The sequence below is a fragment of the Nitrospirota bacterium genome, from assembly GCA_016212185.1.
GTDB lineage: Bacteria > Nitrospirota > Thermodesulfovibrionia > UBA6902 > DSMQ01 > JACRGX01.
Map to the genome: position 1 here is coordinate 12,839 of JACRGX010000026.1, position 25,045 is coordinate 37,883.

Annotated in this window: 27 protein-coding genes and 1 tRNA gene; 13 read left to right on the plus strand and 15 right to left on the minus strand. The window is 42.5% G+C overall.

The features are described 5' to 3' along the window. Positions 1–307 precede the first annotated feature (307 nt). The 5 genes from HZA10_03070 to HZA10_03090 form a co-directional block, all read right to left on the minus strand. The gene (locus tag HZA10_03070) at positions 308–496 is read right to left on the minus strand and encodes a hypothetical protein (protein MBI5195286.1); all 189 of its coding nucleotides are present in this window, start codon (positions 494–496) and stop codon (positions 308–310) included. Next, complete coding sequence (locus tag HZA10_03075; protein MBI5195287.1) at positions 483–962, minus strand: type II toxin-antitoxin system VapC family toxin; 480 nt, start codon at positions 960–962, stop codon at positions 483–485. Before HZA10_03075 ends, HZA10_03070 begins: the two co-directional genes overlap by 14 nt. Before the next feature lie 212 nt (positions 963–1,174). Continuing rightward, positions 1,175–1,447 (minus strand): hypothetical protein, encoded by a 273-nt coding sequence (locus HZA10_03080; protein MBI5195288.1) that lies wholly within the window; start codon positions 1,445–1,447, stop codon positions 1,175–1,177. Between the two features lie 116 nt (positions 1,448–1,563). Further along, positions 1,564–1,764, minus strand: a complete 201-nt coding sequence (locus HZA10_03085) for a DUF2283 domain-containing protein (GenBank protein ID MBI5195289.1) — start codon at positions 1,762–1,764, stop codon at positions 1,564–1,566. Further along, positions 1,761–2,006 carry a DUF4258 domain-containing protein gene (locus HZA10_03090; GenBank protein ID MBI5195290.1) on the minus strand — a complete coding sequence of 82 codons (246 nt, stop codon included), beginning with the start codon at positions 2,004–2,006 and terminating at the stop codon, positions 1,761–1,763. The genes HZA10_03085 and HZA10_03090 overlap by 4 nt, the downstream gene beginning before the upstream one ends. Before the next feature lie 183 nt (positions 2,007–2,189). Between HZA10_03090 and lpxB the strand changes: the two genes are divergently transcribed. The 9 genes from lpxB (at position 2,190) to HZA10_03135 (ending at position 12,280) form a co-directional block, all read left to right on the plus strand. After that, positions 2,190–3,320: a lipid-A-disaccharide synthase gene (lpxB, locus tag HZA10_03095; protein ID MBI5195291.1), complete on the plus strand. Its 1,131-nt coding sequence runs from the start codon at positions 2,190–2,192 to the stop codon at positions 3,318–3,320. Further along, on the plus strand, positions 3,299–5,047 hold the full coding sequence (locus tag HZA10_03100; protein ID MBI5195292.1) for an ABC transporter ATP-binding protein: 1,749 nt from the start codon (positions 3,299–3,301) through the stop codon (positions 5,045–5,047). The genes lpxB and HZA10_03100 overlap by 22 nt, the downstream gene beginning before the upstream one ends. Next, a complete protein-coding gene (locus HZA10_03105) occupies positions 5,031–6,404 on the plus strand; it encodes a 3-deoxy-D-manno-octulosonic acid transferase (protein MBI5195293.1) in 1,374 nt (457 codons plus the stop codon). The genes HZA10_03100 and HZA10_03105 overlap by 17 nt, the downstream gene beginning before the upstream one ends. Beyond that, a complete protein-coding gene (gene lpxK, locus HZA10_03110) occupies positions 6,391–7,395 on the plus strand; it encodes a tetraacyldisaccharide 4'-kinase (protein ID MBI5195294.1) in 1,005 nt (334 codons plus the stop codon). Before HZA10_03105 ends, lpxK begins: the two co-directional genes overlap by 14 nt. Continuing rightward, a complete protein-coding gene (locus tag HZA10_03115) occupies positions 7,395–7,799 on the plus strand; it encodes a YjbQ family protein (protein ID MBI5195295.1) in 405 nt (134 codons plus the stop codon). The genes lpxK and HZA10_03115 overlap by 1 nt, the downstream gene beginning before the upstream one ends. A gap of 101 nt (positions 7,800–7,900) precedes the next feature. Further along, positions 7,901–8,752: a hypothetical protein gene (locus tag HZA10_03120; protein ID MBI5195296.1), complete on the plus strand. Its 852-nt coding sequence runs from the start codon at positions 7,901–7,903 to the stop codon at positions 8,750–8,752. A gap of 12 nt (positions 8,753–8,764) precedes the next feature. Continuing rightward, positions 8,765–8,953 (plus strand): hypothetical protein, encoded by a 189-nt coding sequence (locus tag HZA10_03125; GenBank protein ID MBI5195297.1) that lies wholly within the window; start codon positions 8,765–8,767, stop codon positions 8,951–8,953. Positions 8,954–9,016: 63 nt separating this feature from the next. Further along, positions 9,017–10,261, plus strand: a complete 1,245-nt coding sequence (locus HZA10_03130; protein MBI5195298.1) for a molybdopterin molybdotransferase MoeA — start codon at positions 9,017–9,019, stop codon at positions 10,259–10,261. A 45-nt stretch (positions 10,262–10,306) separates the two neighbouring features. Continuing rightward, the gene (locus HZA10_03135) at positions 10,307–12,280 is read left to right on the plus strand and encodes a molybdopterin biosynthesis protein (GenBank protein ID MBI5195299.1); all 1,974 of its coding nucleotides are present in this window, start codon (positions 10,307–10,309) and stop codon (positions 12,278–12,280) included. Positions 12,281–12,419: 139 nt separating this feature from the next. Here the strand turns inward: HZA10_03135 and HZA10_03140 are convergent, their stop codons facing one another. The 9 genes from HZA10_03140 to HZA10_03180 all read right to left on the minus strand — a co-directional run bounded on the left by HZA10_03140 (position 12,420) and on the right by HZA10_03180 (position 20,360). Further along, positions 12,420–13,403, minus strand: coding sequence for a LysM peptidoglycan-binding domain-containing protein (locus tag HZA10_03140; GenBank protein MBI5195300.1), 984 nt, complete (start codon positions 13,401–13,403; stop codon positions 12,420–12,422). After that, on the minus strand, positions 13,397–14,014 hold the full coding sequence (gene scpB / locus HZA10_03145; GenBank protein ID MBI5195301.1) for an SMC-Scp complex subunit ScpB: 618 nt from the start codon (positions 14,012–14,014) through the stop codon (positions 13,397–13,399). The genes HZA10_03140 and scpB overlap by 7 nt, the downstream gene beginning before the upstream one ends. 157 nt (positions 14,015–14,171) lie before the next feature. Beyond that, positions 14,172–14,906 carry a zinc dependent phospholipase C family protein gene (locus HZA10_03150; GenBank protein ID MBI5195302.1) on the minus strand — a complete coding sequence of 245 codons (735 nt, stop codon included), beginning with the start codon at positions 14,904–14,906 and terminating at the stop codon, positions 14,172–14,174. A 78-nt stretch (positions 14,907–14,984) separates the two neighbouring features. Continuing rightward, positions 14,985–15,548: an aminoacyl-tRNA hydrolase gene (locus tag HZA10_03155; GenBank protein MBI5195303.1), complete on the minus strand. Its 564-nt coding sequence runs from the start codon at positions 15,546–15,548 to the stop codon at positions 14,985–14,987. A gap of 127 nt (positions 15,549–15,675) precedes the next feature. Beyond that, a complete protein-coding gene (locus tag HZA10_03160) occupies positions 15,676–16,386 on the minus strand; it encodes a 50S ribosomal protein L25 (GenBank protein ID MBI5195304.1) in 711 nt (236 codons plus the stop codon). Positions 16,387–16,443: 57 nt separating this feature from the next. Further along, entirely contained in the window at positions 16,444–17,385 is a 942-nt protein-coding gene (locus HZA10_03165; GenBank protein MBI5195305.1) for a ribose-phosphate pyrophosphokinase, read from the minus strand. A 140-nt stretch (positions 17,386–17,525) separates the two neighbouring features. Beyond that, positions 17,526–17,597, minus strand: a tRNA-Gln gene (locus tag HZA10_03170). 71 nt (positions 17,598–17,668) lie between these two features. After that, a complete protein-coding gene (ispE, locus tag HZA10_03175) occupies positions 17,669–18,640 on the minus strand; it encodes a 4-(cytidine 5'-diphospho)-2-C-methyl-D-erythritol kinase (protein ID MBI5195306.1) in 972 nt (323 codons plus the stop codon). A 19-nt stretch (positions 18,641–18,659) separates the two neighbouring features. Then, positions 18,660–20,360 carry a tetratricopeptide repeat protein gene (locus HZA10_03180; GenBank protein ID MBI5195307.1) on the minus strand — a complete coding sequence of 567 codons (1,701 nt, stop codon included), beginning with the start codon at positions 20,358–20,360 and terminating at the stop codon, positions 18,660–18,662. A 91-nt stretch (positions 20,361–20,451) separates the two neighbouring features. On the opposite strand from HZA10_03180, the gene rfaE1 reads away from it, so the two are divergent. The 4 genes from rfaE1 to recO all read left to right on the plus strand — a co-directional run bounded on the left by rfaE1 (position 20,452) and on the right by recO (position 24,217). Then, complete coding sequence (gene rfaE1 / locus HZA10_03185; protein MBI5195308.1) at positions 20,452–21,432, plus strand: D-glycero-beta-D-manno-heptose-7-phosphate kinase; 981 nt, start codon at positions 20,452–20,454, stop codon at positions 21,430–21,432. Positions 21,433–21,558: 126 nt separating this feature from the next. After that, the gene (locus HZA10_03190) at positions 21,559–22,752 is read left to right on the plus strand and encodes a pyridoxal phosphate-dependent aminotransferase (GenBank protein ID MBI5195309.1); all 1,194 of its coding nucleotides are present in this window, start codon (positions 21,559–21,561) and stop codon (positions 22,750–22,752) included. Between the two features lie 82 nt (positions 22,753–22,834). Next, on the plus strand, positions 22,835–23,287 hold the full coding sequence (locus HZA10_03195; GenBank protein ID MBI5195310.1) for a bifunctional nuclease family protein: 453 nt from the start codon (positions 22,835–22,837) through the stop codon (positions 23,285–23,287). Between the two features lie 141 nt (positions 23,288–23,428). Next, positions 23,429–24,217 (plus strand): DNA repair protein RecO, encoded by a 789-nt coding sequence (gene recO, locus HZA10_03200; protein ID MBI5195311.1) that lies wholly within the window; start codon positions 23,429–23,431, stop codon positions 24,215–24,217. 82 nt (positions 24,218–24,299) lie between these two features. Here the strand turns inward: recO and HZA10_03205 are convergent. Next, a partial coding sequence (locus HZA10_03205) for a putative metal-binding motif-containing protein (protein MBI5195312.1) occupies positions 24,300–25,045 on the minus strand: 746 nt, incomplete at its 5' end.

The window sequence follows — 25,045 nt, forward strand, 5'->3', positions numbered from 1 at the left end:
CTATGTGTTTAGGCTTGATTTGAAACATAATACCATACATATCAGGGTCAGAAACATATTAGAGAAACATATTAGGGTCAAGTCTTGAGAAACATATTAGGAAACATATTAGGGTCAAGTCTTGAAATATCAGTTTTCACCTTTAACTTTTTAGTGCCAGTAAAAATGCCTTATACAGTCTCGTATTGCAGGACTTTTAACTGCTCAGGTTTTATTCTGGTACTGAGATTTAGTATTTCAACACCCACAACTTTCCCATCAGTACTAGGTCATACTAGGTCATAGGGTCTGGTCTTGTTTCTTGCATTCACGCCACTTTCTGATATTTTTCTTTTTGCGAAACAGCCTTTAATCTAATTTGATTCTTTGCGAGTATTTTATCCGCATCATTTTTGATTTTGCGAACATACTCTTTAGCATCTAAATCCTTTACATCATGGTAAACTTTTTCTTTCCATTCCCATACTTCAATTAAGGATTTATCATACTTCTTCATCCGACACCTCCATAGGGGTAATTAATTCCAATCTTTTAGAATATCCCTCTTTCATATTTATTCCATTTATCATTTCCATTTTCTTTAAATTTGCTAAGTGTTTTAAATTCCAACTAATCAGAGCATCCATTTCAAAAAAGGTAGCAACGGCTGCATGCATCGCATCCTCAATTTTGTTTGAAGGTAACACCCCTTCTGAGATATACTTCTGAGCAAGCCCTACTATTTGTTCATTGACTACCAGTCTGACAGGACTGAGGGTAGAGATTTTTTCTAAAAGCAATTGCTTTTTGTTTTCACCAGCTCTACCTATTTCTTCAATAACAACATCTGAAATAAATATATCGTATTCACCCTGTTTGATTTTGTCAAAAAATGTCAGGGTTATATTTTTCTTCTCTGGAGCGTCATCTGCAAAACAGAAGTTCCATACAGATGTTTCTAAATAAAGTTGAGGTTTTTTCATTTAATGTTACTACCTATAAATATTTTCTCAATTATTAAAGAAAGGGTTTAGATATTTAATTATTGTTTAAACTTGTTGTAATGTCAAGGTATTTTTGTATTCCAGATAGAAAGGAACTGTGCTATTGAAAGGAGTGAAACGACAAAGCAATCTCAGAATCTTAAAATTCAGAAGTTAAAACTTATATTTCAAGACCAGACCCCAATTCATCGCTATAAAGGATGACGGACAGTGTCGTTTATACTTTCTGATAGTCCGTCTAAGTCAGGAAAAAGTGATGCTCTTTTTATTCCTAATATTCTAAGTTCATTTCTTATTTTCAATCTGCTTGCAGCAGGAATAATAAATTTTATCAAATTATTGTTATAGGGAATGCTGGGGCTGGGATGAATAGTGAATAGCCCTGATTGTGCAGTAATTCTTTTAGTGACATGGGGAGGAGTAAATAAATACACTTTTGTTATTTCAAACGGACCTTGAGACATAGTAGGGGCATCAGCTGGGAGAAACATATTAGGGTCAAGTCTTGGAGAAACATATTAGGGTCACATCTTGAAATATCAGTTTTCACCTTTAACTTTTTAGTGCCAGTAAAAATGCCTTATACAGTCTCGTATTGCAGGACTTTTAACTGCTCAGGTTTTATTCTGGTACTCAGATTTAGTATTTCAACACCCACAACTTTACCATCTGCGTTGAAATCTAAAACCACCCCTGGCTGTACTTCCTCTGATTCCAAGATAGAGGATTCATCCAATCGGAAATAAAGTGCATCATTTTCTTTGTCTACTTTTAGTCTCATTTTTTCCTCCTTGCTTTACGGTCAAAGAAAACGGTAACGACTTTCTTTGGTGAAACATGAGGATTTACAACCACATGTAATACTCGCCCCTCATGCTCATCTATCCTTTTAAAATAATGAGTATTATTGTCAACTCCTTTATTTTCCCAGTCAGCTTTATTAATAGTTCGCCGTACCCATTCCTCTGGAATCTCACGTTCCTTCAACATGTCTTGAGTATGTATTGAAAATTTAAAATCCATATTCAAACAGCATTTTTTGACGAAATTGTTAATTCCATTAAGTTTTTTAATTATTGATTAAACGCTTTGTATTGTCAAGGTATTTTTGTATTTTAAAAACAGGCATAATTACAAATTAGTGGGTCTGTTTTGGGGAATTGCCTCTTTTTTGCATTTTCCCCCTATTAGTGATATTTTATTCAGATGTCTAAACGGCTCATGATTTGCGCGGGCGAGGCGTCGGGGGAGCTTTACGGCGCTTTGTTAAGCAGGGAGATTAAAAATAAATGGCATGATGTTGAGATAACCGGCATAGGCGGAAGCCGCATGAAAGAAGAGGGCGTAAAGCTGATTGCCCCCATATCCAGCGCCATCGGCATTACTGAGGTCCTAAAACACCTATGGGAAATAAGGGAAGTATTTAATAAAGCAAAACAGGCTTTAGTTGATAACCGCCCTGACGTCCTGGTCCTCATTGACTATCCTGACTTTAATCTTGCGCTTGCAAAAAAAGCAAAGGCTTTAAACATTCCCATTTTTTACTATGTCAGCCCGCAGGTGTGGGCGTGGAGGAGCGGCCGGGTGAAGAAAATCGCCGCTCTCGTAAATAAAATGGCTGTGCTGTTCCCTTTTGAAGCGGATATTTATAAAAACGCAGGGCTTCAGGCTGAATTTGTCGGGCATCCGGTTGCAGAGACAATGGATTTTAATTTTACAAAAGAGGAATTAAAACAAAAACTCGGGCTTGCTCCTGACAAACCTGTAATCACCCTTCTTCCGGGGAGCAGGCCGGCAGAAATAAAAAAGCACATGCCTGTTCTTCGGGAAACTGCGGAAATGCTGCACAGGGAACTGCCTGATATTCAGATTATCATTCCGCTTGCGCAGGAGAGCAGTCTGACGGGAGAGATGCTCCCTCATTATGTTACAGTTGTAAAAGGCAGGACCAGGAAGTCTGTCGCTTGCTCTGAGGTTTCAGCCGTTGCATCAGGCACTGCAACGCTCGAGACGGCGCTCCTATGCACGCCGATGGTGGTATTTTATAAACTTTCGCCATTAACGCATTTTTTTGCTAAACTGTTAATCAAGGTGAAATTTATTTCCCTTGTAAATATTCTCTCAGGCCGGGAGGCTGTAAAGGAATTGATTCAGGCAAAAGCCACAGCGGGAAATATTTTTTCAGAGATTAAAAAAATCCTGCGTGATGATAAATACAGGCAGGAGATGATTGTGAATTTAAACAGGATTAAAGAACTTATGGGAAAAAAGACGGCATCCGCAAGGGTGGCTGTAATGATAGGAGAACTGGCAGGGTGGAACGATACAAGCGCTTAATAAGTTATCTTAAACCGTACTGGTGGATTATGGCGATAGCCGGTGTGTTCAGCCTTGTGACCTCTGCTATCACAGGCGCAATGGCGTGGTACATCAAGCCCGTCATTGACGGCGTGGCTAAAGATACCGGTGTAATATCAATGTACCTGCTTGCTTATTCCGGATTTTTTATTTTCAAAGGTATTTTTGCCTTTGTCCATTCATTCCTGATGCGCATAGTCGGCGCAAAGGTAGTGAGGGACATAAGAGAGCAGATTTTTAAAAAACTTATTGCCCTTCCGATGAATTTTTATGTCCAGAACACTTCAGGCGAAATCATCTCAAGGACGATTAATGATTCCAACACGCTTCAGGGGCTTTTGGGGTATGCGGTAAAGGATGTTCTGGTTGAAGGTGCTACATTTATCGTCCTCCTGACAGTTGCCTTTATAAGGCGATGGGACCTTGCAGTACTGGCAACGATAATTCTGCCGTTTTCTTTTTATTTCATTGATAAATTCGGTAAGAAACTGAGAAAGATTGCCAAGAAAACTCAGGAGCAGGTGTCAGGGCTTATCGTCAGGCTTACTGAAAGCATATCAGGAATGAAGATGATTAAGGCTTTTTTGCAGGAGAAACTTCACATAGACAAGTTTCAGGAAGAAAATAAAAATTATTACAGGATATCCGTAAAAGGCGCGCGCACAACTGAATATTCGGTTTTGCTTCATGAAATCATTACGGGATTGGGTACGGTGGGCATGTTGTTTTACGGTTTTTATCTTGTGAATAAGGGCGAGATGACGCTCGGGGAATTAATATCTTTTTCTGCCGCGGTAGGCCTGATATATACTCCGCTTAAAAGGCTCGGCGCCGCCAACAACAGCCTTCAGCAGGCGAGCGCGTCGGCGGAGAGGATTTTTTACCTCATAGACCAGGAGCCTGAAATTGACGGGAAGGCAGAACTCCCTCAGATTAATGATGGGATAGCGTATAACGACGTGGTATTTTTTTATCCCGGCACTGAGAAAAAGGTTTTAAACGGCGTTAGTTTTAGCGTTAAGAAGGGCGGGCTTGTCGCGATAGTCGGCAGGAGCGGCGCCGGAAAGACAACGCTTGTTGACATGCTTCCGAGGTTTTACCGCCCGTCAAGCGGTAATATAACGATTGACGGCATGGACATTAATGACGTTACCCTTGAATCCCTCCGCCTGAAAATAGGCATTGTGAGTCAGGATGTCGTGCTTTTTAATGAAACCGTCAGGGAAAATATCGCATTTGGGAAATCCGGTGAATCCGATGAAAAAATAATAGAGGCTGCAAAGGCGGCTTACGCTCATGATTTTATAAAGGATATGCCTAAGGGCTATGACACGGTTATTGGAGAAAGAGGCGTAAAACTTTCAGGCGGGCAGAAGCAGAGGATATCCATTGCAAGGGCGCTGCTTAAAAATCCTCCCATTCTCATTCTTGATGAAGCAACATCGTCTCTTGATACCGCATCAGAGGTTATTGTTCAGAAGGCGCTTGATAATCTGATGACAAACAGGACTACGTTTGTTATCGCGCACAGGCTGTCCACAGTGAGAAAGGCGGATAAAATACTGGTTCTTGATGAAGGGAAGATTGCAGAATCGGGCGCGCATGAGGAACTCCTCTCACGGGACGGCATATATAAGGTACTCTACAAAACGCAGATAGAGGGGAAACTATTTCAGGACGCGGGGAAAGATGCTCCTGCTGTATAATTTTCTCTCCACTTTAGCGCTGCTGATTTATCTGCCGGGGCTGATATTTAAAAAAGGACCTGCCGACAGGCTCAGATATTTGAGCGAGCGTTTAGGCATATCTCAATATGCGGCTGCGGATGTATGGATTCATGCGGTTTCAGTGGGCGAGGTCATAGCCTGCCTGCCGTTTTTAAAACAGCTTAAAAAAGAATTTCCTAATATGAAGATTGTTTTTTCCACGACGACTTATACGGGACAGGGTGTTGCGCTTGAAAAATTCCCCGAGGCAGACAGGATTATGTATATGCCGTGGGACTCGGCGCTGTGTGTCGGCAGGGCTGTTAAACTTTTGGCTCCTAAAATTTTTGCAACTATGGAGACGGAGCTTTGGCCGCAGTTATTTAAAAAATTAAAAGACAGAGGCTCACACATAGTTGTCATAAACGGAAGAATTTCCAGCAATTCATTCAAGGGCTATAAACGCATAAGACCATTCATAAAAAAAGTCTTAACGTATGTTGATGTTTTTTATATGCAGGGTAAGAATGATGCCGAAAGGATTATTATGCTTGGGGCAGGGCAGAAGAAGGTAAGCGTTACCGGGAATTTTAAATTTGATATAAATCTCCCTGCGATTAAGCATGAAAAGACATGGATAGATAATATTGAAGGACGCATACTTGTGGCAGGCAGTACGCATAGGGGCGAGGAGGAAATCATCCTGGAGGCCTTTAAGCTCATTAGGGAGAGTATACCGGATTTAAAACTTATACTTGCGCCGAGGCATCCTGAGAGATTTCAGGAAGCTGAAGATATTTTGAGGAAGAAAGGGTTTAATTTTATCAGAAGGACGGAGATTGAAAAAAGGGTTCAAGGGTTCAAGGGTTCAAGGGTTCAAGCGATTGAAGAAGAAAAGGGGCAAGGGTCAAACGGCGAGGGTCAAGGGGTCAAGGGGTCAAGGGGTCAAGAAGAAAAAAAGGGGGAGGCGTATGATGTGGTTCTTCTTGATACTATCGGAGAGCTGCCGGAAGTTTACTCTGCTGCAACTGTGGTGTTTGTCGGCGGAAGCCTTCTTCCCCATGGAGGGCATAATATCATGGAGCCTGCCTATTGGGCTAAGCCGGTTATTTTCGGCCCCCACATGGATAATTTTATGATTGCAGAGGAATTTTTAAAACAGGACGCCGCATTAATGGTCAGAGGCTCAGGGGGTATGGCTAATACAGTCAGGGATTTATTACAATATTCTGATAAGGCAAAAGAGATGGGACAAAGGGCAAAGGTTATTACTGAAAACAATACAGGCGCAGTTAAAAAAGCCGTTGAGCTTATACGGAACATGCTGCATGAGGCAGGGCATCGTGGGACCGTTTAGTTCAATATACAATATGATTCTTTCAGTCAGGGAATTTTTGTATAAAACATCACTGAAAGATTCAAAGAGACTTCCCTCAAAGGTTGTGAGCATAGGGAATCTCACGCTCGGCGGCACCGGCAAGACGCCTGCTGTAATAGCCCTTGCACAGGCAGCAAAAAAAAGGGGATTTAAACCGTGCGTGCTTACCAGGGGGTACAGGGGCAAGATGAAAACACCATGCATGAAAAGCATAGGCAATGAGCCGTGTCTGAATACCCATTTGGCAGGGGATGAACCAGTTTTAATGACATACAGGCTGCCGGATATTCCTGTTGTAATAGGCAGGAACCGTTATTTTGCAGGGATGTCAGCAATTAACGAAACAGGGAAAGATGCAATCAACATTTTTATTTTGGACGATGGCTTTCAGCACTGGGCGCTGTACAGGGATCTGGACATTCTTCTTATTGATGCTACAAACCCGTTTGGGAACAATAAGTTGTTTCCTGAAGGGATATTAAGGGAGCCGCTGAAATCAATGAGCCGGGCGGATATAATAGTGCTTACGAAAACTGATGCCGCAAGCCGTGCGCAGATGGACGCGCTTATTTTAAAGATAAAAAGGTATAATCCGCATGCGCCGTTGTACCCTTCATCCCATATGCCGGTGTCTTTTGTGAATGCAAAGGGGACTGTCAGGGACATTGACTTTATAAATAAAAAAAGAGTTTATGCTTTTTCCGGCATTGCAAACCCTATGCATTTTAAAACATCATTGACTGCAATAGGGGCAGAAGTAGTAAAATTTAATTCGTTCAGGGATCATTATAAATACAGACAACAGGATATAGACATGATTATGGAGACTGCAGGGGGGCTTGAAATTATCACAACCGAAAAAGATCTCGTAAAACTCATGGAGTTAAATCTGCCTGAGAAAATATTTGCGCTGAGAATAGACTTTTCCGTTGATAAGGCATTTTATGACGATATCTTTGGGAGGATGTAATGTTAAAGACGATTAATATAAGGACCAAGGCAAAAAATGAGTTTGTTGACATAACACAGGATATTCATGATACAGTCAGCGAATCAAATATAAAAACAGGGATGTGTTATGTCTATGTACCGCATACAACGGCCGGCATTACGATAAATGAAGGCGCAGACCCCTCTGTTGTAAAAGATATTCAGGCAACGCTGAGCAAACTGGCGCCGGTTGATTCCAATTATTCCCATGCCGAGGGGAATTCAGATGCGCATATAAAATCATTGCTTACCGGGCTATCGGAAGTTATTGTTATTGATAACGGGAGACTTATCCTCGGGACCTGGCAGTCCATATTTTTCTGTGAATTTGACGGCCCGAGAAACAGAAGGGTCATTGTTAAAATTATCGGCGATAAGGGATGATCCGGCAGATAACCGAAGAAATCGTTCAAATTGTTCAAGTCGTTCAAACTGTTTTAACGTTGAACAATGTTGAACAATGTTCAACCGCTTGAACTTTCATTATGGACAGCCCAATTTCCGAAACAGCAAGCCTCAGAAAAGAAATAAAACGCCTGAGGCGCCTGCTCCGCTCCATCACCCCTGACCTAAAGACAATGCTTTCCAGAAGGGGATTCTATATATACAAAAAAGAGCCTGAAGATGATTTGCTCGTTCCTTCAAACACCGCATTGCTCAGGCAATTTTATGCGCATTTGAAAAAATATTCTTTCAGATTGTTTTTGAGGGATGTCATTAAATGGCAGGAATCATTTTCAGTAAAAGACGTTGCAAGATATGCAACAGAAGAGGTCACACGCCGGTATGCCGGATTTCTGGTAAAGGCGCGCCTTGCTGAATCGCTTAAGGAGAATAAGGAGAGGTATCATTTTATTAAAAGACCAATAAAGAGTTTCGGGGAAACGCTTGAGTGGTTTATGGCAAAACTGATAGAGAAAGAATTCGGCGCCGAGGTTGTTTGGGGGGTAAAATTTAAAAGACCTAAAGTCGGCGGCGATTATGACCTTATAGCAAAGATTGACTCATCACTGCTTTACATGGAAGTAAAATCATCTCCTCCGAAGCAGATTTACGACAAGGGAATTACAGCCTTTATTGACAGAATAATGGACCTTGCCCCTGACGTCTCAATTTTTTTTGTTGACACGGAATTAAGGATGAAGGATAAGATAGTCCCGATGTTTGAGGCTGAATTAAGAAGGCGTTATAAGAAAATGATACCGGTGGAGAGGGTTGAGAGAGAACTCTTTCATATAAACAGAAAAATCTTTATAATAAATTCAAAAGAATGCATAGAATCAAACATTCAAACGGCGCTGAATTACAGCATATTCAGAAAACCTGAAGTTATTTGACCGGAGGGCTTAATGTCATCTAAAGATATTTGCATAGTCTGCGCCTGGAGGGCTGACTGCAAAAAAAAATTCACAGTAAGCGGTAAAGATATCAGGTGTCCTGATTTTACAAGGGATGTTTCTTTGACAGATAGAGAGGCAGATAGAGATAGAGAAACAGATAGAGAATCAGGAAACGATAAAGACAGGCATAAGGGATAACTTTAGTTTTAATAGCAGAATAAATAAGTTAATACTATTCACTGATTACCGATTATGAAAGACATGCTTGGACGTGAAGAGGTTTTGAGTGTTGAAGATGCAAGAGGGCTGATTTTTAAATCAGCGGATTTTACTCTGCCCCATGAGATTGAAATACGGATTGAAAATTCGTTGAACAGGATTTTATCAAGGGATATTGTATCCCATGAGAATCTCCCGCCATTTGCCCGCTCTACCGTTGACGGTTTTGCCGTAAGGGCGTCAGATACATTCGGCGCTGCAGAGACAGCTCCTGCATATCTTAGTGTTACACACGAAATTCTGATGGGTGAAGAGCCTGCATTTAATTTAGCTGCAGGTGATGCCTCAGGGATTTCAACAGGCGGGATGCTTCCGAAAAATGCCGATGCAGTTGTAATGCTTGAGCATTGCTGCACAGTAAGCGGAAAATTAATTGAGGTGTTGAGACCTGCTGCGCCTGGAGAAAATGTAATTCAGGCAGGAGAGGACTGCAAAAGCGGAGATTTAATCTTAAAAAAAGGACACGGGCTCAGGCCTCAGGACATCGGCGTGCTTGCCGGCACCGGCATTATAAAGGTATGGATTTATGAAAAGCCTGTGGCGGCGATTATCTCAACAGGCGATGAAGTGGCGCCGCCGTCCGGCCATATAACGACGGGAAAGATAAGAGATATAAACTCATATGTCCTTGCAGGAATGGTTGAAACTGCAGGGGGGACGCCTGTTAATAAGGGAATATTTCCTGACAATTTTGATTTACTGAAAGAGGTCTTAGAGGATTCATTTAAAGAATCAGACCTAATAATTATTTCCGGCGGAAGCTCTGTAGGCGCAAAAGACCTTACGGCAAGATTGATAAACAGCTTCGGGAAGCCGGGTATTCTTTTTCACGGTGTTTCCGTCAAGCCGGGCAAGCCGATAATTTACGGCATTGCAAACGGCAGGCCTGTATTTGGACTTCCCGGTCATCCTGTGGCAATAACAGTGTGTTTTGAGCTTTTTATACTGCCTGTCCTGATGATGCTTACCGGAGAAAAGGACAGCCTATACAGGGAAATAAAAAAAACAGTCAGGGCAAGGCTCTCAAAAAATATATCAACCGGTTCAGGAAGGGAAGAGCATATAAGGGTTATGCTTGAAGAAAGAGACGGCGAAATCTGGGCGGTTCCTGTTTTAGGCAAATCCGGGCTTATCACAACCCTTGTAAAAGCCGACGGCATGATCATGATACCTTTGCATAAGACAGGACTTCAGCAGGGCGCCGAGGTTGATGTTGAATTGTTTTAATTTTTAGTTTATTGAAAACAGATATTTAAATCCGGAGGCGCAAGCTTGGCAAGACAAATTTATCTTGAAAACACTCCTCTTAAAGAGGCAATTGAGAGATGGAATAAAAAATTAACTGAAAGCGGCCTAGCAAAACCTTTTGACGGGGAGACCATTCAAGTAATAGATTCTCAGAGCAGAGTTACTGCCGGAGCGGTGTTTGCAAAGCTCTCATCTCCCTTTTATCATTCATCGGCAATGGATGGCTATGCAGTCAGGTTTGCCGAGACCTTCGGGGCTTCAGACAGAACGCCGAAACGGCTCAGTATTCCTGAGCAGGCTGTGCCTGTTAACACCGGAGAGCCGATGCCTGAAAGATTCAATGCGGTGATAATGATTGAAGATGTGAATGTAGTCAGGAGTCAGAATATAAATCCTCCCATCCCCCCTTTGTCAAAGGGGGGCATAGAATATATTGAAATCATTGAGGCGGTGGCTCCGTGGCAGCATGTCAGGACAATTGGGGAGGACATTGTGGTTACCGAGCTTATTCTCCCTGAGAACCACAGGATAAGGCCTGTGGATGTCGGCGCAATGCTTGCCGGAGGATTTACAGAGGTGACTGTCAGGAGAAAACCAAAGGTTGCGATTATTCCCACAGGCAGTGAGATAGTAGAGCCGGGCGCTGAACTGAAAAAAGGAGATATTATTGAATTTAACTCAAGGATACTTTCAGGCATGGTATCTGAATGGGGCGGCGAGCCGGTACGGTTTAAACCTGTGCCTGATGATATTGAGAAACTTAAAAAAGCGCTGATTGCTGCCGTGGAAACTGCGGACATTGTGGTTATCAATGCCGGTTCCTCTGCAGGCGCAAGGGATTTTACTGCAGATGTGATAAGCGGTCTTGGCGAAATAATGCTTCACGGTATAAATATCAAGCCGGGGAAGCCTATGGTTTTAGGCTGGGTCAGAAATAAGCCTGTGCTTGGAATACCCGGCTATCCCGTATCTGCATATATTACATTTGAATTATTCGCAAAACCAATACTTCATATATGGCAGGGACTTGAGCCTAAATACAAGGAGATGTTAACTGCGAAATTAAGCAGGCCTGTTGCATCAGCGATAGGCAAGGAAGAATTCTTAAGGGTAAAAATCGGGAAGGTGGGGGAGAATATTGTGGCAAGCCCTGTGGGCAGGGGCGCAGGGGCGTTGATGACCCTTGTAAGAGCTGACGGGTTTGTCAGGATTCCTGCAATGAGTGAAGGACTGGGCGCCGGCGCTGAGGTAACTGTTGAACTGCTCAGGCACATGGATGAAATTGAAAATACAATTATCTGCATTGGAAGCCACGACAACACCCTTGATGTTCTTGCTAATTTTTTAAAGAAGAAATATCCGCGCTACTCCATTTCATCCGCCCATGTCGGCTCTATGGGCGGCTTAACGGCATTAAAACGGGGGGAGGCGCATTTTGCAGGCACGCATCTTCTGGATGATGAGACCGGCGAATACAACATCCCGTTCATCAAACGTATGTTTAAGGACCCGGATGAAATCATTCTTGTCAACCTTGTGTACAGACAGCAGGGGTTTTTTGTCCTGAGGGGAAATCCAAAGGGCATTAAAGGTTTTGAGGATCTGACAAGGGAAGATATCACCTTTATAAACAGACAGGCAGGGGCAGGGACAAGGCTCCTGACGGATAAATATTTAAAGGAGCTTAACATAGACGCCAAAAAGATAAAAGGGTATGAAAGGGAAGAGTACACGCATATGGCAGTCGCCTCTGCTGTTTTGACCGGTGTTGCAGACACAGGGCTTGGCATCGTTGCCGCTTCACGGGCATTAGGGCTTGATTTTATTCCTGTTGCAAAAGAGCGTTATGACCTCGCTGTCCCGAAAAAATTTTACGGAACAGAAATACTTGACCGACTATTTGAAATAATAAGGACGGATAAAGAATTCAGGGACACGGTCATTAATCTTGGAGGTTACGACGTAAGCAGTATGGGAAAAATTATTTATCCCGTTTAGTTAAGTATAAACTTCTTTTTTTGTATGTTGTCATTCCCGCGAAAGCGGGAATCCAGTGATTTTTTTTAAAGACGCTGGATTCCGCATTCCCGAAACATCGGGACGGAATGACAGATCAGAAAATGCCTTTTGCCCCATTTTAACGGGCGCTATCCTCTTCAGTCTCTGGATTGGAGTCAATTGCCTGAGGCTCAATAAGCCTTTTGGCGCCCAAAAACCGCTTAAAATAATAAGGCTCGTCAAGACTATTGATTTTAACCTTCTTATCCTTTGACGATGCGTGGATAAAAAGATTGTCTCCCATGTATATGCCGACGTGGGAAGGAAATTTGGCATAGGTCCTGAAAAATACAAGATCTCCGACAGTGAGATCACCTTTGTCAACCCTGTCTCCAATGTAAAATTGCTCCCTTGCCGTTCTGGGCAGAGGGACATTTAAAAAATCAAATACCTTTTGAACGAATGCCGAACAGTCAATGCCCATAATGGATGTGCCGCCAAACCTATAAGGTATGTCCAGAAATTTTTTGGCAAAAAGTATCAGCCGTTCCTTTTTATCAAGAAATTCCAAATCTGTGCCGATGTTTTCTGCATCTATCGCGTTGAAAACCCCGGTATCATTGAATATGCCGGAGTCCTGATTGGTTTCTACTTCCTGTGCGGCGAGGATCTCTGCAGGGGCATCATCTTTTTTTACAGGGAGAAGCAGTTTCTGCCCTGCTTTAATGGCGGTTCTTTTAAGATTGTTCAGCCGTTTTATTTCTTTAACGGTTATATTGTAGTCCTGTGCAATTTCAATCAGGGTATCACCCTTTTTTACTATATATGTTTCAACGCCATCGCTGTCTAAAGACTTATTTTCTGTAACTGCCGGAGATTTTTCCAGCGAAGCAGTTTTGGATTTTTTGGGCGGTAAATGAATAATACTGCCTACTTTTAGATTATTGTTTTGAAGTCTGTTGATTTCTTTAATTTCATCTGCCGGGATTTTATATTTTTTTGAAATGTTGTAAAGGCTGTCGCCTTTTTTAATTTTGTAATTTTCGGCAAAACTGCTGCCTGTAAAAAACATCAAGAAAATCACAAAGCTAATTCCAAAATAGTTAATAAAAGTTTTTAACATGCTGCAGTCCCTTCTTTTAAAAAGTGCTCCTCTAAATTCTGCTTTTCAGCCTGAGGCTCCGCAGGCATGATTTCTTCATGAAGCGGAAGTTCCGCATCCTGAAATTCCTTTAATGTCGGAAGCTCTGTTAAGCCCTTCAGTCCGAAATACTGGAGGAATTCCGTTGTTGTACCGTACATTAAAGGTCTGCCCGGCACTTCCTTCCTGCCGAGAATTTTTATGAGCCGTCTTTCAAGCAGGGTTTTTACAACCCCGTCTGAATTTACGCCTCTGATTGCTTCAATCTCAGCCTTGATTATGGGCTGTTTATAAGCAATGATGGACAACGTCTCAAGAGACGGCTGTGACAGCCTTGCAGGCACCGATGTGCTCAGAAACTTTTTTACCCACGGAGCACAGCCGGGATTTGTGACCATCTGAAATCCGCCTGCCACCTCTGCAATTAAAAGCCCGGTGTTTTTTATCTGATACTCATTAATAAGCTCCCTGAGATGCCCCTCAATCACGGCTTTGTCTGTCTCAAGAATATTTTTAAAAGCATCTAATGTAACAGAGTCGCCGGAGATGAAGAGGAGAGCTTCAAGGGTTGATTTTAGTTCTCTGTCTCCCATAAGTTTTACTTGCAAATGCCGGCAGTAAACCGGCAATCCGCTTATGTTTTCCCTCCGTATAAAACCCGGAAGTTTCAGAAATCGTATCAAAATTTTAAGAAAAAGGCAACAAAAATTTGCCCTGACGTGTTAAGAAATCTTACAGGCGGTTAAGCGATTATGAGAATCTCTTGCTGATGCTTCCGAGCGGATGCTCTTTCAGCACGTCTGAATCCCTGCCGTTTTTCAATAGCTCAAACATCCTGCGGAGCGATTCCTGCCGAAAGTCATAAATGTCAACAACAGGAATTTCGTAGGGGAGGCGTTTATTAATAAAATTGGATACGGGACGGTAATTTGGGAGTCCGGATAAAAGAAGAAACCCTTTGAATATTCTCTTATTGGTTTTAAATGAAAAAATCAGGCTCTCGAGCGTGTCTTCAAGAACTACATCGTTTTTCTTTTGCATTATTTTGTCAAGGCCCTTCAGTATTTTGCTGTATTTTTTGTTGACAATGCTGTCTGCCTTGACCTCTATGATAGAATGCTTGAACGGCTGTCTTGGACCTTTAAGGTTGTGGACCACGGTGTCTGCGCACAGGTGAGTAAGATAGCCGTAGGCAAAGGCCTTTTGCCTGTCTGTTTTTGAAATCTCAAGAAGCTTCCATGCAATGTCCCAGCTATGGGAATTTTTTTCAAAACCCTGAAATTTTCTGCCGAGAATTATATCGGCGCTTAAGTTTCCATACAAAAAATCATTTTTAAATTTCTTTATTACGCCGTAAATAACAGGCGGGATAGCAGCAGCGCCAAAGTCTATTATCTGGTTGCCGAGATAAACATGAGTAAGAGGACCCCATGCATGGACAATGGACGGGAGAAAAAGAAATGATAATAGGCAGACTATAAACATGTTAAAATATTTTACGATATTTAAATTACAAATGTCTATAAGTAAATTATTTCTCAGAGGCGGGCATGGCAATTGCCATTATAGATGTTGTTCTTTGTGAAACTTATTTTGGGCATAAGAAATACCCTTATCAATAATTGCCTCTACCGCATCAACTGCCCTGTCTATTGTTTTTTTAACAAGCGGGGATTCCTGCTTGCTGAAATTCTTCAGCACATACTCTTCAGGACTGATGGATTCAGGCCTGCCGATTCCTATTTTCAGCCGTATAAAGTTTTCTGCTGTGCTTTCTATAATTGATTCAATGCCTCTGTGCCCGGCTGATGAACCATTTTCCCTGATTTTGAGCCGGCCTGCATTTATATCAAGGTCGTCGTGAAGTACAACGATGTTTTCAATGCGCATGAATTTTTTAAGGAGGGAGGCAACTGCAGCTCCGCTTTTGTTCATGAACGTAATCGGCTTGGCAAGGATTACGTCTTTGCCGGCAATTGTGCCTTTGCCGTAAATGCAGTTTTTTGTTTCCCGGTCTAACGGGATGGAAAATTTGACGGCAAGGGCGTCAATGACCATATAGCCAAGGTTATGCCTTGTTTTTGAATAAGCCCTGCCGGGATTCCCGAGACCAACTATAAGCCACATTTTTATTAGTGAACAGTGAATAGTAAACAGTGAACGGTTTATGGTAAATAGCAGTCAGGGGTTATCCCCTGACTGCTATTTACCATCTTACATCCTGCATCCACCTCTGGCGGACAAGTCATGGATCTTATTTTTCTTTTTGTGTTTTCTGTTCTTTTTGGGGTTTTGCTTCCTCTTCAGCCGCCTCTTCTTTTGTCTTAGTCTTTTTTATCAATTCGGGCTCGGCAGGCGCTCCCTCAACAGGCGCTGCCACTGCAACAGGCGCAACCTCTTCTACCGCAGGGGCGCTTACGGTTACGATAACCGCATGGTAGTCAGACAGTATTTTTATCCCTTCCTGAACTGCAATGTCGCTTACATGAAGGGAATGGCCAATTTCCAATGCCGATGCATCAATTTCAATCTTGTCAGGGAAGCTTGTAGGCAGGCATTCTATCGGAATCTCTCTCAGGATTTGCTGCATTATACCGCCTTTTTTAATTCCTACAGGCTCTTTTGTGATAATAACCGGGATTGTTATCTTGATTTTCTTTTCCATGGAAATTTCCATGAAGTCAACATGCAGCAGTTCATTTCTTATAGGATCCACATGGTAATCCTTAATTAAAGATAAATGTTCTGTTGTGCCGCCGTTGTTTTTTAATTCCATTGTAATCAGGGTGCGTTCTGCAGTGCCTGAAGACATCAATTTTGCAATCTCTTTGCGGTTGAGTTTTATAGGCGTTGAACCGCTTCCTATATAAAGCACCGCCGGGAGCAGGCCCTGTCTCCTGAGGCTTCTCGCTGCGCCTTTGCCTGTCTCTATTCTTTTCTCTGCTTTAAGTGTGATTTTTTCCATAGTTAAAACCTCCGTGTGCCTGTCATTCCTGTGGAAACAGGAATCCAGATTTTATTTTTATGTAAAGAGTGAGCTGACAGAAGTCTCCTCGTGGATTCTTTTAATGGCCTCCCCTAAAAGAGGAGAGACTGAAAGAACTGTCAGCTTCTTGCACTTCTTTTGTTTGTTTAGTGTGTTAATTGTATTGGTTACAATGACTTCTTCAAGCGCTGAATTATTAATTCTCTCAATCGCAGGGTCTGAGAGCACGGCATGGGTGCATGCCGCAATTATGCGTTTTGCGCCTTTCCCTTTAATTGCAGACACTGCCTGCGTAATGGTGCCTGCGGTATCTATCATATCGTCAAGGAGAATTGCGTTTTTCCCTTTGACATCTCCAATGACATTCATAACTTCTGATATGTTTGCCCGTTCCCGACGTTTATCTATAATGGCAAGAGACGCCCCAAGCCTTTTGGCAAAGGCCCTTGCTCTTTCAACGCCGCCTGCATCAGGAGAGACGATGACTGTCTTATTGGCATATTTTTCCCCGATATAATCGCTGATGACAGGAGCGGCATAGAGATGATCCACCGGGATGTCAAAAAACCCCTGAATTTGTCCCACATGCAGGTCTATGGTAAGCACCCTGTCTGCCCCGGCAGACGTTATTAAGTCAGCTACCAGTTTTGCTGAAATAGGCACCCTCGGCAGCACCTTTCTGTCCTGGCGTGCATAACCATAATAGGGTATAACAACTGTAATTCTTCTTGCGGACGCCCGTTTTAGAGCATCCATCATTAAAAGCAGTTCCATAAGGTTGTGGTTTACGGGGTTGCATGTAGGCTGAAGCAGAAAGACGTCTGCGCCCCTTACATTTTCATTTATCTGAACCTGTATTTCACCATCGGCAAACGCAGATACCGCAGCATCACCAAGCGGAATATCGAGGTAATCAGCTATTTCTTCTGCTAACGGTTTATTAGCCGTGCCTGAAAATAATTTAATGCCCTCTGGCATGTTGCCTCCTTAAAAAAAGTTAAGAGTTAAAAATTAAAAGTTAAAGGAACTTATTAAAACCATACTTTTTAACTTATAACTCTAAACTTTGAACCTGTCTGCCGGTAGGCTCTGAATTTTGCAAAGCAAAATTCAGCATACTGGGGCGGGAGGATTCGAACCTCCAGATGGGAGATCCAAAGTCTCCTGACTTGCCGTTTGTCGACGCCCCAAACAAAGCAGTTAAGAGTTTAGAGTTATGAGTTAAGAGTTTATTAAAACATAAAATTTTCACTTTTCACTCTTAACTGTTCACTGTTTTAACCACTGCTGTCCAGAAATCCGTTAAAACAGCGGCGGCTTTAGAGGCGTCTTCTTCAGAGGCAAAAACCCCAAATACTGCAGAGCCGCTGCCGCTCATCAAAGAAACCATAGCCCCTGCCTGCAGGAGCCTGTTTTTTATATCCGCAATCACAGGGAAATGCCCTGTAACAGCAGCCTCAAAGTCATTTGAAAAGCTGTCTTTTATGGAACTCAGGATGTCCCGGTGTCCGGCAATAGATGACTTTGCTCCCTCTAATGTCCTGATAAAAAACTTAATATTATCAACTTTTTCAGTAGTATTTGTCAACCCTCTTAAAGACCGTGACGAGTGACGAGTGACGAGTGATATACCGGATTCGGAATTTTTAGTGATTTTTTTATCCCATGACGCATTACGCATCACGGATAACATAGTATACGCCCATGCCGTTGAGACAGACACATCCGGCTTTACAAGCAGTATATCAAACTGCTCAGATGTTTTAACCGGGGTTATTTTTTCACCCCTGCCTTCAACAAATGCGGGTGAACTGTAAAGAAAAACCGGAACGTCTGAGCCTAACTGCTCTGCAAAGTCATGAAGCTTTGCCTGTGAGAGGTTAAGCCCCCAGAATTTGTTAAGCCCGGTGAGCGCTGCCGCCGCATCGCTGCTTCCTCCTCCAAGACCGGCAGCCATGGGGATAAGTTTTTCCAGATGAATATGCGCCCCGTTTGTCACACCGCACTTTTCTTTCATCAGCAGTGCGGTTTTATACACAATGTTTTGCTCAGGAGGGACTGCCGCGATGTCATGTGATGTTGTCAGAACTAAATCCTGAGTAGGTTCAAAGGTCAGAGTGTCATAAAGCGTTATCTTCTGGATGAGGCTCTGAATTTCATGAAAGCCGTCATCACGCAGTCCGAGGACATTTAAAAACCAGTTTATCTTTGCAGGCGCTTTTAAGGTAATCATGCCTCAATATATTTTTGCCCTACTTTAATTTTTTAATCTTCTCAGTAACCCGTTCCGTAAGTCCTTTGTCCTTATCGTAATGGGCAGGCAATTCCTGAAGTTTGAGTGATTTTTCCCATGAGTCCAGCGCGTCTTTTTTATTGCCCATTTTTAAGTAAATATCACCAAGGTGTTCAAAAATAACAGGATCGTCGCCTGTAAATTCAAGAGCCTTCTTGAGTTCTCTCAGTGCGTCTTCATAAAGCCCTTTTTTGAAATACACCCAGCCGAGGCTGTCAAGGATATAGCCGCTTTCAGGCTTCAGCTCCACAGCTTTTTTAATAAGCTCAAGCGCTTCATCAAGGTTAATCCCCTTTTCGGCATAAGTATATCCCAGATAATTCAGGGCATCTACATGGTTTGGGTTAATCTTCAGGGTTTTTTTAAGCTGTAAATACATTTCGTCGTACCTGCCAATTTTTTCATATACCATCGCAAGCTGAAAATTCAAATCTTCGTCCTCTGGCGCAATGGCAAAACCCTTTTTAAGTATTTCCTCAGCCTTTGCATAATCTCCTTTCTGTGCATATGAGGCGCCGAGATAAAGATATACCTCAGGTTTTGAAGTTTCAATGGTCAGGATATTTTCATATGTCCTTATCTCGTCGTCAGTTTTGTTGACCTTCCGGAACAAAATAGCAAGATGCATAAGAAATGTGACATCCTGCGGTTTGATGCCGGAGAGAATTTTGAACTGTTCTACTGCCTCATCAAATTTGTTTATGTCGCTCAGACTGCGGCCCAAAAGGTATCGTGCCGTTACATTTTGTGGGTCGGCGTTGATGACAATGCGGAGTTCTTCAATTGCCTTTTCGTACTGCTCATTATCAATATAGACCCCGGCCATTATCAGATGAACCTGCAGGTTGTCAGGCTGCTGTTTGAGGATTCCGGCAAGCTGCTCCAGCGCCTTATCCGGTGATTTCTGTTTAAGATAAATTTCAACAAGTTTTTCCTTGACTTCTATGTTGTGCGGATTTATTTCCACGGCTCTTTGGAAATTCTCAATGGACTTATCTGTATTCCCTTTGCTTTTGTATATGGAGCCGAGCAGAAGATAAACTGAATCAGGCGCATTCCCCAATGCAATACATTCTTCAAGCACGGTGACTGCATCGTCATATCTTTTCGTTTCTACATAAACATTTCCGAGGTAAAAGCGCGCCATCACATTATCTCTGTCCATGGCAATTACCTTTTTAAAGATATTGATTGCTTCATCAAATTTTTTATTTGTTGCATAAAGAGTGCCGAGATATATGTAGGCTTCAAAGTTATCAGGAGACAGGCGTATAACTTTTTCATACATGGCTTTTGCATTCTCAAAATCCTTTTGACTGTGGTAAAGCTCTCCAAGCAGAAACAGGGCGGGAGCATAGTCGGGGTTTTGTTCAACTGCAGTTTTAGTCATTAAAACTGCATTGTCTATGTCGCCTTTCCTCAAAAACAGGCGTCCGATATGAGTTTTAAGGTAGACTGAATCGGGGTCTTCTTTTAATGCATGCATGTATTGTTTTAATGCCTCTTCCCAGTCATGGTTGATTTCAGATTCAATCCCGAGGATGTAATAATAATAAGCCTCTTTTGAAGGCTCAGGCGCCTCAGTTCTTTTCAGGGTTGAGCAGGCGCTGAAAAGGAGAATTAAAAGGATTAAAATAAATTTTCCAACAAAAAATTTCACAGTTTTATTATGGCATAAATCCTGAAGATTGACAATCTTGCATAGGGAGTTGCGAAATACACTACTCTCATGCTAAATTGTATAAGTTTACATGATAGACCTGATTAAACAATTTCACAAGACAGGCATACTCGTTATAGGCGACCTTATGGTGGACCGGTATGTAATGGGCAGGGTAAACAGGATATCTCCTGAAGCGCCTGTGCCGGTGGTTGAGGTGATTGATGAAAACCTGCTCCTCGGAGGCGCGTCAAATGTGGCTAATAACATTGCGTCGCTGGGCGGCAGGGTCTTTGTTTCAGGCATTGTCGGCCGGGATGAGATGGGAAGGGTTTTGATACACAAGTTCAGGGAAAAAGAGATGGACACAGAGGGCATTGTCGTTGAGGGAGACAGGCCCACCATAGTTAAAACCAGAATTATCGCGCATAACCAGCAGGTAGTCCGCTTTGACAAAGAAGTTAAATCCGATATCAGTCAGTCCTCTACATCCCTGATTCTTGATCATGTCAGAAAATGCCTGCCCGAGATAAAAGCCATAATTTTATCCGACTACTGCAAGGGCGTAATAACCAGGAATATGATAGAAGAACTGCTTAAAATTACCGGCTCAAAGGTTTTTGTTGCAGTTGATCCGAAGGTCGGGCATTTTGATTATTACAAAGGAGTGAGTTTTATAACGCCGAATGTTAATGAGGCGTCGGCAGGCTCAGGGATTGAAATCAAAGATGAGGCTTCTTTAATCAAGGCGGGAGATACACTGCTTAAGAACCTTCAATGCAAGGCAGTGCTGATCACACGCGGGGATGAGGGGATGAGCTTTTTTGAGCCGGACGGCAAGGTTACTCATATTCCGACTTTTGCAAGACAGGTTTATGATGTGACCGGCGCCGGCGACACCGTTATTGCAGTATTTACATTATGTCATGCCGCAGGTGCGGATATGAAGGATGCCGCAATTTATGCCAATCATGCAGCAGGGGTTGTCGTAGGAGAACTCGGCACGGCAGTAGTCACGCCGGATGATATTATCAGGAGCATAAAGCTTAACAAAAAAGAACAAAAAACTTAATTAACCACAGAGAACACAGAGGATTTTATTTATGAAAAAACAATTAATACAAAAAATTGAGAACACAGAGAGTATCTTTTTTGTTTTTCTCTGTGCCCTCTGTGGTTAAAAATTTTCTATAAAAAAATGAGATTATCAAAAAGGTCTGTTTCAATAAAACCATCTCCGACGCTTGCGATTGACTCTAAGGCAAAAGCCCTAAAGGCATCAGGCGTTGATGTCGTTAATTTTGGAGTGGGCGAGCCTGATTTTGATACGCCTCAAAATATAAAAGAGGCTGCAATAAAAGCCATCAGAGACGGATTTACCAAATACACACCTGTCGGCGGCATTGATGAACTGAAGGACGCCATTATTGAGAAATTCAAAAAAGATAACGGCATCACATACGAAAAAAATGAAATAATTGTTTCATGCGGGGCAAAACACAGTCTTTACAATATTGCAGAGGCATTGTTTGACCCCGGGGATGAAATTATAATACCAGCTCCGTATTGGGTTTCATACCCCGACCAGGCGCTTCTTAATGATGCAGTTCCTGTCATAGTTAAAACCGATGAAAAAAATTTATTCAAGATAACACCTGAAGCGCTTAAGGCTAACCTGTCAAAAAAGACAAAGGCGCTTATCCTTAACAGCCCGTCAAACCCGACAGGGCTTGCTTATGATTTAAAGAGCCTTGAGACAATTGCGGATATTGCTGCGGAGAATGATTTTTATGTAATCTCGGACGAGATTTACGAAAAACTTGTTTATGACAGTTTCAGGCATGTGAGCATTGCTTCGCTTGGAGATAAGATTAAGCAGAGGACGATTGTTGTGAACGGACTTTCAAAGGCCTATGCCATGACAGGCTGGCGCATCGGTTTTGCGGCCGGTCCCAAAGAAATTATCGGCGCCATGACAAATATACAAAGCCAGTCAACTTCAAATCCGACGTCAATTGCGCAGAAGGCGGCAGTAGAAGCGCTCAGGGGCACGCAGAATTTTATTCCCGTAATGATTTCGGAATTCAACAGGCGGAGGGCTTATATGGTTGAGACGCTTAATAAAATGGAAGGGATTTCCTGTCTCATGCCTGTGGGCGCGTTTTATGCCTTCCCGAATGTTTCATCTTACTATGGGAAGAGCTTTAAGGGGAAACCCGTAAATTCGTCTTTTGACTTATCGTCCTATCTTATTGAAGAGGCGAATGTCGCCCTTGTTCCGGGCGGGGCGTTCGGAGACGACAGGTATATAAGGCTTTCCTACGCAACATCAATGGATAATATTAAAAAAGGACTGGACCGGATTGAAAAGGCTTTAGCAAATCTCGCGTAAACCGCCCCCGCCGTATTGAGATTAAACAATTAAACAGCTATAATACTCAAAGTAAAAATCACACGTAAGAGGATGGAATAAATTGTTCAAGCAGATGAAAATAGAAGGACTGCTTTTTGACCCCCGGAGCAATATGTATATTCTGCTTTTAAAGGAAATCAGCGGCAGTGATACCCTTCCCATATGGATAGGCAAGCCTGAGGCAGACGCAATCGCACTGGCATTAGGCAATATAGTCACGCCGCGTCCCTTAACTCATGACCTGATTAAAAATATTATCTTTGAACTCAAGCTGAAGGTGACAAAGATAGTAGTTACTGAAATAGTTGACAATACATATTATGCTGTGATTAATGTTGAAAAAAACGGAGTTGAGATCCCCATTGATTCAAGACCCAGTGATGCAATTGCCGTGGCTGTAAGGATGAATGCTCCGATATTTGTGGAGGAGAAGGTCATAGAATACAGGAACAATGACGAACTTGAGGAATGGCTCAAAAATTTAAAACCTGAAGACTTCGGGAATGTTATGTAAGAAAGGGTTCATGGGTTCATTCGTTTCATTGCAAAATGCAAAATTAACATTTATCAATTTAAAATGATAATTGATAATTTTAAATTGAATCTTTTACCGGTTGACCACTGGACCCCTGGAATCCTTGAACCCTTTTAAAAAATGCTGACGAGAACAGAAGGCATTGTCCTGAAGACACAGCAGTACGGCGAGGCTGATTTAATAGTAACCTACCTTACCTTAAGCAGGGGGATAATCAAGGCCTTTGCAAAAAGCCCGAGAAAGACAAAAAGCCGGTTTGGAAGCAGTATGGAACCCCTCACTTACGCCCAAATATCATTGTGGGGCAAGGAACAATCAATGCCCAGAATTACCCAGTCTGACATCATTAACTCATTCTGCAGTTTAAGGGAAAGTTTTAAGGATTTCACCTATGCATCAAAACTTATTGAAATATTGATTTCAATAACCCCTGAAGGCATACCCAATAAGAAACTCTTTTTGTTTTTGCTGAGTGTTCTGAATTTTGCCGAGGTTCAGATAACTAAAGACTCAAAACTGAAAACTAAGAACTGGGACATGAGAAATAAAAACAAAGATACCATGTATTTAATCTTTCAGGTTCGTTTGCTTGTCATGATGGGTTATGCGCCTCGGCTTAAGAGCTGCGGCAAATGCGGCGCTAAAAGCCCTGATTTTTATCCGCATTTAGGGACAGCCCTTTGCGGCAGGTGTGCCGTGCCTTCTGTCAAAGGCAGAGAATTTCCGCTGAGACTTACGGACAGCGCCATAAATTTTTATTCGCACAGCATTGAATGGCCCATTAATATCTCAACGCGGCTCAAGCCGCATCATGAAACTGTTTCAAGGCTTTCGTCTGTTATGGACGAACACCTGAATCATTTGCTTGGCAAGAAATTAATGACGTCGGAGTTTTTGGCAAAAGTTTAGCGGATGATATATCATTAACCCGAAAATCCCCCTCTTTGACAAAGAGGGGGATTTTACGCATCACGAATTACGCATTACGGTCTTATTGTCCTATTACCGTAAAATTCCCACTGCTTAGATTTTTAGACGTCGCACTGTAATAAAGAGTACCGTCAGACTTGCGTATTTCTAACCCCATCTTGTCCGTACTGCTGTCAGTTATTGTTGCCGTAAATGTATATCCTGTAACATTATTAACCTTGCCTGCGCCTGTAATCGTTGCAACACCTCCTGTTACTGATATTCCCGTGATTGAAGTGCTCACAAGATACAGCCTGGCGCGGGTATAGTAATAACTGAAAGTGCTTGTCCCCAATGATGATGCATTTACATTAAGCGATAAGCTTGCCCGGAATAATGTCACAGGATAGTTATTGCCCGAGCCTGAGGCTGTAATAACCGGTGTCGCCGGGTTACAGTCATCGTCTATTCCGTTGTTTGATATCTCAGTTACACCGGGGTTGACTGCAGGATTGCTGTCATCACAGTCTGTGTTGTTAGCAACATATCCGGCTGGCGCATTACATGCCTGTGTACTGCTGCTATTAAGATAGCCATAACCATCGCTATCACCATCAGCATACCATGTTATAAGCACACCCTCATCTGTCTGTCCATCACAATCATTGTCAATATTATCGCAGACCTCTGCAGAAGGCGTTCCGGGTGTGCAAGTATTGCCTCCCCATACGCCAGCAGTACATGTTTCTGTACCAGTTGATGCACATGCCCCAACTCCGCAGGATGTTGAATGTGTCAGGTTTTCATCAGTTGAACCATCACAATCAT